The following is a 12,369-nucleotide window of genomic DNA, read 5'->3' as shown; positions in this document are numbered from 1 at the left end:
GCACAGTGTAGAAGGAGGCTTTTATGTTTGAGCTAATGAATGTCAGTTTTATTTTTGTTGTAGTGGCCATTGTTATAATCGTGTCACTATTTCTTCATTTTGTACCGTTAGGCTTATGGATTTCCGCATTGGCGGCCGGTGTCAATGTAGGTATTTTTACATTGGTAGGGATGCGGCTTCGTCGTGTTTCGCCGTCGCAAATAGTTTTGCCTTTGGTAAAAGCCAATAAAGCGGGACTGGGTGTGAATGTAAATCAGTTGGAAGCGCACTACTTAGCCGGCGGTGATGTAGACCGTGTAGTAGATGCACTTATTGCAGCCGAACGCGCTGCGATTCCACTTACCTTTGAACGGGCGGCGGCTATTGATTTAGCCGGACGAGATGTACTTGAAGCGGTTCAGATGAGTGTTAATCCAAAGGTTATTGAAACACCGATTATTTCTGCCGTCGCAAAGAATGGCATTGAGTTAAAAGTGCGGGCACGGGTAACGGTGCGTGCTAATATCGATCGCTTAGTAGGCGGTGCAGGCGAGCAAACGATTATCGCCCGTGTCGGTGAAGGGATTGTTACTACGGTAGGTTCATCCGAAGAACATACCGATGTATTGGAAAACCCGGATCATATTTCTCGTACGGTTCTCACTAAGGGGCTTGATGCGGGATCGGCATTTGAAATCTTGTCCATTGATATTGCAGACGTTGATGTAGGACGTAACATCGGCGCACAGCTTATGACGGATCAGGCAGAGGCAGATAAGAAGATTGCCCAGGCTAAGGCGGAAGAACGACGTGCCATGGCCGTGGCTAAAGAACAAGAAATGCGCGCGTATACACAGGAAATGCAAGCGAAGGTCGTGGAAGCACAGGCTGAGGTACCGCAGGCGTTGTCGCAGGCGTTGCGTGAAGGTAATATGGGCGTTATGGATTATTACAATATGAATAATATTATGGCAGACACTAAGATGCGTGAAACCTTGGCAGTCGGAGACAATGAAGAATTATCTACCAGCGGTAGTGATGGAAATAAATAGAGGTACTGTGTATGGATATCATCGTATTGATTATACTCTTTCTGTTGGGGTCGGCCATTTTCGGTAAAAGAAAGAGGCAGTCCGCTCCACCGGAGGATACTGCGAATGGAGAAGAACCGATAACATGGGAAGAGATGGAACGACACTATGGACTTTCTATGGAACCGCGTACAAATGAACAAAATACAGCGAATGAAAATACAGCAAAGTCTGATAGGCTAACGTTAGATACATCAGAAGGCGATACGGTAATGCACACCAATCACAGGCAGTCAATGGAAACATCCGGTTACGGCGAGGACTCAGGCCTATCAAAAGAGGTGGAACGGTATCGCAGGTATATGAATCGCAAAGTGGATGACCAAAGTGATGAGACCGTGGTAGTAAGGGATGACAGAAGAAGACGGCAAGCACTAACGTGGTATGGTGATCGTGAAGCTGCATCATCACAGCGTGCTGTCTTGACGAAGAAACATCTGACCGGTACTGTGCGAGACGGTATCCTATGGTCGGTAGTATTAGGACCGCCGCTGGCTAAGCAAGGACAGTATAGGAGAAAGAGATAAGGAGATAAAGAACACTATGAAACAATACACATGGCATTATGGTGAAGGAGAGTTAACGTTCTCCATAGATGAACGGCGTATAGCCGCAGAATTGCACATGGCAACTACACCGGTACTGGATAATCCGGTGCAAGCTGTTAAGAATGGATTGGATCACCCCATTGGCAGTAAACCCTTACGTGAGCTGGTACATCCCGGTGAAACTGTGGCTATTTTAGCAAACGATCCTACGCGAGTAGCCAATTCGCATGTATTTATGCCGGTATTATTAGATTACCTTAATGAAGCGGGCATTCCGGATAGCCATATGACGATTGTCTTTGCATTGGGGACGCATCGTCGTATGACTGAAGAGGAGATGATTGACTCCGTCGGAGCTGAGGTAGCCGGGCGTGTGAAAATGATTAACTCTTATGCCAAGGATAGTGATGATTTTGTGGAGTTAGGGACGACCTCCTTTGGAACACCGGTGCGCTTTCACAAGGCTTGTGTGGAAGCCGATCATATCATCTGTACGGGGTCGGTAGTTCATCATTTCTTTGCCGGTTACGGCGGTGGACGTAAGGCACTTTTGCCGGGGTGTGCGGAGTATGAAACAATCCGAAAGAACCACAGTTTGATGCTGAACCCGGCAGCAGAAATTGGTCGCCTTGAAGGTAATCCGATTTACGAGGATCAGGTGGAGGGGACGGAAATGTGTCGCCCTACTTTCTTGCTTAACGTGGTGCTGAATGAGGCGGCGGAATTCACCGGAGTATTCTGTGGCGATTATATTGAGGCCCATAAAGAGGCTTGTCGCTTTGTGGACTCGCAAAATGGGGTGCGCATTACGGAGCGCACGCCTATTGTCATAGCTACCTGTGGTGGTTATCCTAAGGATATTAATATTTATCAGATGCAAAAAACTATGGATAATGCGGTGAAGGCAGTCGCACCGGGTGGTACGGTCATTCTTATGGCGGAGTGCCGTGAAGGTTCTGGGTCAGCCATTCTCGATGAAACGGTGCGAACCTTTGACAGTATTGATGCTATTGAGGAGTCAGTGCGTGCTGATTTTCAAATTGGACGACACAAAGCCTATGCGGTGACGCGATTGATGAAAAAAGCTGATTTTTATCTTATTTCATCTTTGGATGATGCGTATGCGCGACAAGCTTTTTTCACGCCGGTACACTCTGTGGAAGAGGCAGTGGCTTTGGCGGATAAGAAACATGGTGGCGACGCTAAAATTACATTGATGCCGTATGCATCATATACGGTGCCGCTTTTACGATAAGTGATGAAAAGTAAAAAAAGAAGGCCTCTTAATGAGACCTTCTTTTTTTGAATATATTGTAATACACATAATCTAGGAAAATGTTCGAATCTTAGATACATTATTAAAACAGCATGCGTATTGCATTTTTGTTAGCTATTTTAGGTTAGTGGTGATAGCAAGAATGTAAACAACGTTAGAATCGAGTGTTGTAATGGAATAAGTACGTGACCCAGCAGCGGAGAATAGGCAAAGATAATTAAGATAAGGAAACTAAAACGTTCCCATTGTAAAAAGCGCATTTGCCATGCCGGACTCATCAAGGGCATGAGAAGGCGTGAACCATCCAATGGGGGAATGGGCAATAAATTAAAAATAGCAAAGTTAATATTTAAAATGATCGTGTATAGAAGCACGCGATATAAGCCGTCGGATATAGCAATGTGATGTGTGCGCATAACTGTCAGTACTGCTAAGGCAATGAAGGCAACGATTAAATTTGCCAGTGGCCCCGCAATAGATACCAACATATCATCGGTTTTTTTATCTTTGAAATTGGCAGGGTTTACCATAACTGGTTTAGCCCATCCGAATTGAACAAGAAAGAGCATAATCATGCCTACAATATCGATATGGGAAAAAGGATTTAACGTCAAACGCCCCGTGCGACGAGGCGTGTCGTCACCGAGCCAGTCGGCTACTTGCGCATGAGCATATTCGTGAACAGCCATAGAGATAATAATGGCCGGTAATGTAGCGGCCATGGTGATTATATCAAAGTTAAACATAGTCATCTCCCTTGGGATAGTATCTGCAATATTAAAACTATAAGATAATGCTATAAAGCAAATAGTATAAAGTTAAAGAAGATAAAAAGTAACGCGGAGTAAAAGTCAACAACAGACCGGCATAAACAGTATATGCGTAACGCTATGTGAGTTGATAATTTGTAGTGCTACAACAACTGTAACGAATTTTACTCTGTCTGTATAGTATATCATATTGCAATGCACAACAACACCACCATTGTCAAATTCCTATTTGAAGACAGGTAATATTAGTGACTATAATAAAGGGCGGAAAGGAAGCGGTATGGCATGAAGCAACAGACAGTAGAGATAAGTGAAGAGCGACGCATTACTATTCCGCGAAGCTTGTTATGGACATTGTATGTGGAGAAGCAGATGACAACGTGGGCAGTGGCAGAAAAGCTGCAATGCAGTCAAAATACGGTTGTTCGGAGGTTACACGAATATTGTATTCCGGTACGCGGGATTAAAAAATCACTTCCCACCGATGAGATTGTCTATCTATATGAGGTGAAGGGTAAAAGTATGCAGGAAATCGCTACTATTTATCAATGCTCACATACGACAATTGGTCAGCGCCTTCATGAACATTATTGTTTGAAGGAGTCCAACAAAGCTACGGCTAATAAAAATGACGGTCGAAAGAGAGCTTCACGGCCATGTCTGCCGACGGCAGAAATTATCAAGAGCTATCAGGCAGGCACGAGTGCTACGGCAATTGCTAAAAATCTCAAGATATCACGATGGTATGTATTGAAGGTGTTGCATCATGCCCAGATTACGATTCGCCATAGCTGTAGGTACAAAAATATTTCCGAAGACGAGTTGGTGTATCTGTATACAGTAGCTCATATGTCGACGGAAAGACTGGCTAATTTATATCATGTACGATCAGGTACGATTGCATCGCGCTTACGTGATGCGGGAGTTTCACTGCGCGGGCATCGCCGTCAGTTGGATGAGGTGCGAATTTGCGAATTGTATGCTAAAGGAATCAGCGTCAGTGCTATCGCCAAAGATCAGGGATGTTCGCACACAGCAGTGCGTTGTCGCCTGGAGAGACGAGGATTATATCGAGGTCGGAAGAAGGCAAAATCCATATAACAGCTCTTGCCGTGAAGCAGATAAATGCGTATACTTATAAATAGACTTGTATACTAACATTGAAGAGGAGCGGTTTTTATTATGGAATATATTACAGTGTTGTTACCCTTTTTAGGGGCCGGGTTTATGAGCGCCGTTATTTCGCGATTCACCGGTGTGGCTATTTCTATGCTGTTGGTGCCGACTATTTTATATATGGGCGCAACACCGGCAGAAACGATAGCATTTATGCTTACGTTTGTATTATACAATAACTTTACTGTAGAAACGCAAGATGTGCGCATGAGTGCTAAGGACTTGGTGTTCTTCCCGGGATGGCGATTGATTATACCGGTCATCTTATCATTGGTGATTGGATTAGTATTACCTTATGTAGGCGTAGGAATTTTTATTTTCTGTTTTATTCTGGAATTGGCTGCGGCTTTATATTGTCGGATTCCGGTGGAACAGCGTCCGACAGTGGCTAGTGTCGTGTATTATAGCTTGGCGGCGATGGTGGCATGTATAGCCGGGGTATTGTTGTTCCCCTTTATTCCGGCACCGTACTTCTTCATTGTTGTAGGTGTAGCTATCTTAGCGGTTACCGCATTTGCTTGGTATGCTGGTAAACATCGTGATGCTTTTCGCGGTTCTTGGGGGACTATTTGGACGGCCTTAGCTTTTGTGCTTGGCTTCGTTGGTATCGAAGCATCGTCGTATAATAAAGGACTGCGTCGTAGTTTTTCTACCGGCTTTGATGGCGTGCTATCCATTGTCATGGCCATGGGAGCTTTTGCCGGTATGATGCTGTACTTTGCTATGTACAATGAGTTTTCTATGCCGTCTCTTATTGCGGCTATTGGTTCGGCTATAGGAATTCGTTTTTTTGGTGTGTATGAATTCAGTCGTGGTGGTTCCTTCTCGTATATAGCCATTGCGTTGGCTGTGCTTGCTGTGCTTTGTCTGTATTTGGTAGCACCGGAGCCGATAGGATTTACTGCCGTGCAGCAGGTTTTCGATCAACAAGTAGTAACACCGCGTTAGAAAATTAGTTATAGGGAATATCTTTGTGTAGATAAAGGAAGCCCGTCACATCTGTTATGTAGATAGATGTGACGGGCTTTTATTATATAACTATTTTTCTATGCAAATATATAACTAAAAAGAATATTTATTATAATAATTTTACAAAATAAAAGAGGAGATTATAAGATGTATGTCTAATTAGTATAACTAAGAAATAAAATAGAGAGGGTAATGATACGGGATTGTATTTTACTTTTAGGGTTTAGGTAAGGAGGTCTTGGCATGACAGTGTCACAGCAGGAACAGACTGCAATTTGGGATAAGCTGTTCAAAGTAAAAGAGAGACAAAGTACGGTGATGAGGGAGTTGTTCGCGGGATGTACGTCTTTTTTATGTGTGGCGTATATTTTGGCGGTAAATCCAATTATTTTAGGTGAAGCCGGTATGGATATGGGGGCCGTATTTACGGCGACGGCAGTATCTGCGTTTATTATGACATTGGTATTGTCTTTATATGCAAACGCGCCATTCGTTGGGGTAGCCGGCATGGGGATTAATGCATTTTTAGCTTATACTGTTGTTGTGCAGATGGGACATAGTTTTATGTTTGCACTGACCGCACAGCTGTTGTCAGGTCTTATATTTTTACTAATTGCAGTTACACCGTTTAAAGATTTATTATTTAATGCTATACCGCAGAATATTAAACTGGCAGTAACGGCCGGCATTGGTTTATTTATTACGATGATTGGCTTAGGCAGTTCGGGTATTATCGTAGCTACTCCGGGTACGATGGTGGGGATAGGCTCTTTACATAATCCGGCAGTTTTGATAACGTTAATAGGCATTATACTGATTGCTGTATTTACGGCACGGCAAGTAAAGGGTGGAATCTTTTTGGCTGTAATTATCTGTACTTGTTTGGCGTGGGGTATCGGTCTTACTCAGTTGCCAGATAAAGTGGTAGCTGTGCCACCATCCATGGGGCCGGTTATGGGGAAATTTGCTTGGGATGAAATGATGCAAGCAGATATGCTATTCGTAATATTTACATTTTTATTTGTTAATTTATTTAATGTTGTAGGTGTTACCATTGGCCTTACCGATCAAGTAAAAGTATCTGGTGAAGAATCTCGAAAAACCAACGGACGTTCAATGGCAGCAGCTGCATTAGGGACAGTAGTGGCTAGTTTATTGGGAACCTCGGCCCATATTGTGGCTGTAGAGTCAGCAGCGGGAATCGCTGAAGGAGGTCGTACAGGTTTGACTGCCCTGACGGCAGCCGTTCTTTTTCTGGCTGCCTTATTTTTTGCGCCTCTCTTGATGATTATTCCTGCGGCAGCTACGGCTCCGGTGCTTATTGTAGTGGGGCTTTTCATGGTAACAGCTGTTAAAGGGGTGGATTTTGAGGACATATCGGAAGGCATCCCTGCATTTTTAACAATTATTATGATGCCCTTTGCGTATTCGATTGGTATTGGCATCGAATGGGGATTGGTAAGCTATGTGATTATTAAGGTGCTTACGGGGAAACATAAGGATATATCGCTTATCATGTATGTATTAAGCTTAATTTTTATCGGTAAAGAATTATTCATGTGATAAATGTGATTAGCATAGGCAGAAAAGAGGTATATTATGAATTACAAAACCTATAGACGACTGTCACGGATTGCGCGCGGCTTGGAAAAAGCAGATGTGGTATTGCACGGGGCGCATGTGCTTGACGTGTTTAATGAATGTTGGCGTACTGCGGATGTGGCGATTGCTGATGAGTATATTGTAGGTATCGGTACCTATGAAGGTGTAGAGAACGTCAATTGTACAGGAAAATACATCGTTCCGGGATTTATAGATAGCCATTTACATCTGGAGTCGACGCTGGTAAATCCACAGGAACTTGTCTATGAAGCCATGCAGTTTGGTACGACGGCATTTGTAGTGGATCCGCATGAAGCAGCAAATGTAGCTGGGCTTAAAGGAATTCAATATATGTTGGATGCGACAGCGCAGTGTGAAGCAGATGTATATGTCATGGCTCCGTCATGTGTACCGGCTATTGCCGGCGAAGATAACGGTGCTGTATTAGATGCGGCGGATTTAGCTAAGCTTCTGGATAACCCGCGGATACTGGGACTCGGTGAGGTTATGGATTGCCCCAGTGTGTTGGATGGGGAGCCGGGAATGATGGATAAGTTAGCATTGTTTGCCCATCGAGTAAAGGATGGGCACAGTATCGGTTTATCACCGGTACAGGTGCAGGCATACGCTTTGGCAGGTATTACTACCAATCATGAATGTGTTACCTATGAAGAAGCTAAGGACCAGGTAGCAAATGGCATGTATGTATGGATTCGAGAAGGCAGTGCAGCGCATAATTTAGATGCTATTGTAAAAGGTTTAGTAGCTGACGGTGCACCGACAGCGCGCTATGGTTTTTGTACGGATGATAAACATATAGAAGATATTCAAGCACAAGGGCATATCAGTTACAATGTGCGCCGTGCTATCGAGTTGGGAATTCCCCCTATTGATGCATTCAAGATGGCTTCGTATAATACGGCTATATGTTATAATTTGCAGCGCCGCGGTGCAGTTGCACCGGGATATCGGGCTGATATGGTTATTCTCGATGACGAACGAGCACAATCAATTGCCGGTGTTTGGATACAGGGAAAGCCGGTTTCGGAATGTGTGCGTCGACCAAATGTGCCGGCACCGGTAGAATTATTACAGACCGTTAATATTGGGCGTTTTACGGAAGACAAGCTACAGATGATTGTCAACGGGCCTCAGGCCGTGATTACAATGGTTCCGGGACAGATTGTAACGACAAAGACGGTGGAAGAGCTACCTACTATAGATGATGTCTTTACACCTAACGCAGTATACAATAAAATTACCTGTATTGAACGGTATCGTGCATCCGGTCGTAATGGTGTGGCAGCGGTGAAAGGCTTTAATTTACATAATGGTGCTATTGCTACTTCCTTTGCTCATGATGCACATAATGTGGTAGTTATAGGTGACAATGATGCAGATATGATGGTGGCTATCGACCGTATGGTACGCATCGGTGGTGGCTATGTCATTGCGTCCGAAGGCAAGGTAATAGCTGAGTTACCATTGGAAATTATGGGTCTTATTAGTAATCGCCCGCATGAAGAAGTGGATGCAAAGGTAAAGGCAATGAAGGAAATTGCCTATGGCATGGGAATCAGTCGAGCCTTTGATCCGTTCATCAATCTCAGCTTTTTGGCATTGTCGGTAATTCCTAGTTTACGTATTACTACGAAAGGGCTGGTGGAAGTAGGTATGTAAACATGCTTCGCCGAGTGTAGAAAAAGTAAATGTAATGGTAGCAAATAATAAAAGCAATCCTGTCCATACATAGTAAAAGAAATAACAAAAGTAAAAATAAAAGCCGGTATACGATGGAATGACAAATCAGCATCATTCTTGTATACCGGCTTATTGTATGGAAAGGGGAGTAAGTCTGCGTATAAAAATACTTGTTCGAGTCCATAAATAGACTATGGGAACAGTGGCAATGCACTGTATTGTTAGCATAAGAATACTAACACATAAACGGATTGTTATCTATGATTATTGTCGATATTCATTCCCGTCAGAAGAGCTTGTTCAGAATGTTCCATGTGAAGGCGAGCAATCTTGCGAGCTTTATTAGCATCTCGATCGGCGATGGCTTCTACTAAGAGGCGATGCTCTTCCCAAGTTTTTGCAAGACGCCCCGGTTGATTCATGGATACAGTACGGAAGCGTAAAGTTTGTTCGCGTAGATTGTGGATGATTTCTACTAATCGTTCATTGCGTGATGCTTTATACAAGACTTCGTGGAAATTTACGTCGGCTTCTACAATCCTATCCATGTCTTTCTTTTCGATATAGGTGCCGATTTCAACAAGCATTCGTTCCAAGTACTCAATTTCTTCGGCCGTAATGCGTTCGGCAGCAAGTGCGCCTGCCAATTCCTCCAAGGCGGAACGAATTTCAAAGACCTGTGAAATATCTTTTAACGAAATATCCGCCACATAAGTGCCGCGACGAGGAATCATGATAACAAAACCTTCCAGCTCTAATTTGCGGATGGCTTCACGAATAGGTGTGCGACTCACTCCAAGCTCTTCGGATAAAGGAATTTCCATTAAGCGTTCGCCGGGCTTGAAGATACCGTCGCGGATAGCTTGTCGCAGGGTTTCACTGACAACTTCGCGCAACGGTTTATACGCATCGAGACGAATCGGTTGTAACCGTGATGTTTCTTTACTCATGCAAGTTCCTCCTTTGCATGTGTACGAGTAATAAGTGACAGCCAGTTGTGTCCGGCTGCTTTAATTTCTTCTTGTAAATCCAGTGCATCTCGGGCCTGGTTTAAATAAACGGCCATGGTAGGACCACTGCCGGTCATGACAACAGTATGACCGCGATCGGCAAAGAAGGCTTTGCACTGTGCCAATTCTTCGTTGTTCGGGAAGAGTAACTCTTCGAAAGTATTGCCGCTGCGCTGCATGGCTTCATCCATGCGACCGTCATTCATAGATTTTTCCACGGCATCGATAGTAGCGCTATTAAAAGCAGATATTCCGTTGAATCGATTATATGCTGTACCGGTGGATACGGAAATTTCCGGCTTTACCAAAAGGAGCCAGTGTGCTTTGCCGGTAGATAAATAGCGGAGCTCTTCACCCCGGCCGGTGCCGCGGGCGGTACCGCCTTTAAGTAAAAAGGGGACATCGGAGCCCAGCGTTTTGGCAAGCTGGAATAATTCGGCTTCGGTCAGGCGTAAATCCCAAAATGTATTAAGCCCTAACAGCATGGCAGCGGCATCACCGCTACCGCCGCCCAGTCCGGCTGCAGGCGGTACTCGTTTTAACAAATGAATGGCACCGCCGGTGGTACATCCTGTATAGTTCTGTACAGTGCGCAATGCTTTCATTGCTAAATTTGATTCATCGTAAGGAATCATGTCGTTCATATACGGGGGAAGTTCTGGGGCAATGCCGCTAAATACTACGGAGTGATGCTTGGCAAAGTAAATGGTGTCGCCTAAGTGAATGGATTGAAAAATTGTATCAATCGCATGGTATCCGTCGGCGCGTTTGTTGAGAATGGCCAAGCCTATATTGATTTTACTGATACTGTGTTGAACCACCGAATTCATAACTGGTCTCCTTCTTACGTCATCTGTTAAAGTAGCGGCCTCGTGTCGTATCCGCGTGGACAGCTACCTTAATATTTATCTATTTGTAATATAGCAATTCTACATGAAATTTGCAATAGTAAAGGGATAGTGATAATCCTGAGAAAGGGCATAATAACTGGTTTTTATTGATTTATATGACAGTTTATATTATGATGTACTTGCAAGCATCGGCGTATGCGAAGAAGTTACGGATGTACTCTCGACGCGGCGCAGATGCATATACTTTTATATGTAGGCGGTCTGCGAGCAAGTTATCGGATCGAACACAACGTAACATGGGTAGTCTTGAAGGAGGTTATCATGCTGACAAAGTGGGGTCCCACAGCGAGAACAGTAGTGCTTATTACCATTGGTGCCGTATTATTTGCAATCGGTATTAATGCGTTCATTGTGCCGCATAAATTAGTTGGCGGCGGTATCAGCGGTATAGCGTTGATGCTGTTCTATTTGACCGGAGTTCCTATTGGTACGCTGAATTTGGTTTTAAATATACCGATTTTGTATGCTGCGTATCGATGGCTGGGGCGCTGGCATTTGATGATTACACTCATTGGTACGGCTATTTCATCGTTTACGATTAATGAATTCGCCTTTTTGCAAGACTATAGCTTAACACAAGAACCGTTGGTCGGAGCTATCCTAGGCGGGATAACATGTGGACTCGGCCTTGGGGTTGTTTATCGTTCCGGCGGCAATACGGGTGGTCTTGACCCGATTGCATTGATTATTCGTAAGTACTATGGTTTGCAGATGGGAAGTATCGTCTTTGCCATTAACATGGTTATTCTCGTGATTTCGGCGGCCATTGTTGGTGTGGAACCGGCGGCGATTACTCTGGTAAGCCTATATATTTCGGCGATTATTACGAATAAGGTTATCGTTGGTTTCAGTCAGCGAAAAGCCATTTTTATTATTTCTTATAAGCCGTATAAAATTTGTGATTTGATTATTCATCATATCGGCCGTGGGGCGACGATTTTAAATGGCGAAGGGGCTTATACGCATCAGCATAAGCAGGTCATTTTAGTTGTGGTTGGCTTAATGCAGGTGGCAAAGTTAAAAGCAGCGGTTCAAGAAGAGGATCCATCTGCGTTCTTGCTCATCACCGATGCGGCCGAGGTTATCGGACGGGGATTCACCTTTGGCAGTTTACCGGAACCGCAACAGGCAGTGCAGCAGGCTCTTCACGAAGGTGTTTGTACGGAATGTGGTCATGAACACAATACTGTGAAGACTGATTATGAAAAATCCCAAGACAATCACATGGCGGTAAACGCAGAGCAAGAGAGTACATCGGCAATTGCTGCAGAAAAACCAATAAATAAGGAAGCAGCTACGGCTGCGGAGAAAAAATAAAGTGATAGATGAAAGCGGT

11 protein-coding genes are annotated in these 12,369 nt (G+C 44.1%); 8 read left to right on the top strand and 3 right to left on the bottom strand.

The window, feature by feature from the left end; all coding sequences use genetic code 11:
* Positions 1-35: 35 nt before the first annotated feature.
* From floA to G344_RS0101095, 3 genes are read left to right on the top strand one after another with little or no spacing between them, the layout of a single operon-like run.
* Positions 36-1,031, top strand: coding sequence for a flotillin-like protein FloA (floA, locus tag G344_RS0101105; RefSeq protein ID WP_205087999.1), 996 nt, complete (start codon positions 36-38; stop codon positions 1,029-1,031).
* Between the two features lie 11 nt (positions 1,032-1,042).
* Positions 1,043-1,597: a hypothetical protein gene (locus tag G344_RS0101100; protein WP_028254578.1), complete on the top strand. Its 555-nt coding sequence runs from the start codon at positions 1,043-1,045 to the stop codon at positions 1,595-1,597.
* Between the two features lie 16 nt (positions 1,598-1,613).
* Positions 1,614-2,873, top strand: a complete 1,260-nt coding sequence (locus G344_RS0101095; protein ID WP_028254577.1) for a nickel-dependent lactate racemase family protein — start codon at positions 1,614-1,616, stop codon at positions 2,871-2,873.
* 140 nt (positions 2,874-3,013) lie between these two features.
* Here G344_RS0101095 and G344_RS0101090 read toward each other — a convergent pair whose 3' ends face one another.
* Complete coding sequence (locus G344_RS0101090; protein ID WP_028254576.1) at positions 3,014-3,640, bottom strand: site-2 protease family protein; 627 nt, start codon at positions 3,638-3,640, stop codon at positions 3,014-3,016.
* A 309-nt stretch (positions 3,641-3,949) separates the two neighbouring features.
* On the opposite strand from G344_RS0101090, the gene G344_RS0101085 reads away from it, so the two are divergent.
* The 4 genes from G344_RS0101085 (at position 3,950) to ade (ending at position 9,091) form a co-directional block, all read left to right on the top strand.
* Positions 3,950-4,765: a hypothetical protein gene (locus G344_RS0101085; protein WP_028254575.1), complete on the top strand. Its 816-nt coding sequence runs from the start codon at positions 3,950-3,952 to the stop codon at positions 4,763-4,765.
* 81 nt (positions 4,766-4,846) lie between these two features.
* Positions 4,847-5,788, top strand: coding sequence for a hypothetical protein (locus G344_RS0101080; RefSeq protein ID WP_308525861.1), 942 nt, complete (start codon positions 4,847-4,849; stop codon positions 5,786-5,788).
* A gap of 264 nt (positions 5,789-6,052) precedes the next feature.
* A complete protein-coding gene (locus tag G344_RS0101075) occupies positions 6,053-7,372 on the top strand; it encodes an NCS2 family permease (RefSeq protein WP_071838075.1) in 1,320 nt (439 codons plus the stop codon).
* A gap of 36 nt (positions 7,373-7,408) precedes the next feature.
* Positions 7,409-9,091, top strand: coding sequence for an adenine deaminase (gene ade / locus G344_RS0101070; protein ID WP_028254572.1), 1,683 nt, complete (start codon positions 7,409-7,411; stop codon positions 9,089-9,091).
* A 275-nt stretch (positions 9,092-9,366) separates the two neighbouring features.
* Here ade and G344_RS0101065 read toward each other — a convergent pair whose 3' ends face one another.
* Positions 9,367-10,062: a GntR family transcriptional regulator gene (locus G344_RS0101065; protein WP_028254571.1), complete on the bottom strand. Its 696-nt coding sequence runs from the start codon at positions 10,060-10,062 to the stop codon at positions 9,367-9,369.
* Positions 10,059-10,952 (bottom strand): 4-(cytidine 5'-diphospho)-2-C-methyl-D-erythritol kinase, encoded by an 894-nt coding sequence (gene ispE / locus G344_RS0101060; RefSeq protein WP_038154668.1) that lies wholly within the window; start codon positions 10,950-10,952, stop codon positions 10,059-10,061. The genes G344_RS0101065 and ispE overlap by 4 nt, the downstream gene beginning before the upstream one ends.
* Before the next feature lie 342 nt (positions 10,953-11,294).
* Here ispE and G344_RS10395 point away from each other — a divergent pair, with 342 nt between their 5' ends.
* Positions 11,295-12,350, top strand: a complete 1,056-nt coding sequence (locus tag G344_RS10395; protein ID WP_083963034.1) for a YitT family protein — start codon at positions 11,295-11,297, stop codon at positions 12,348-12,350.
* Positions 12,351-12,369: the final 19 nt, after the last annotated feature.

This window comes from Veillonella magna DSM 19857, assembly GCF_000428745.1.
Classification (GTDB): Bacteria; Bacillota; Negativicutes; order Veillonellales; family Veillonellaceae; genus Veillonella_A; species Veillonella_A magna.
This window is presented reverse-complemented; position numbering and strand designations above follow the sequence as displayed.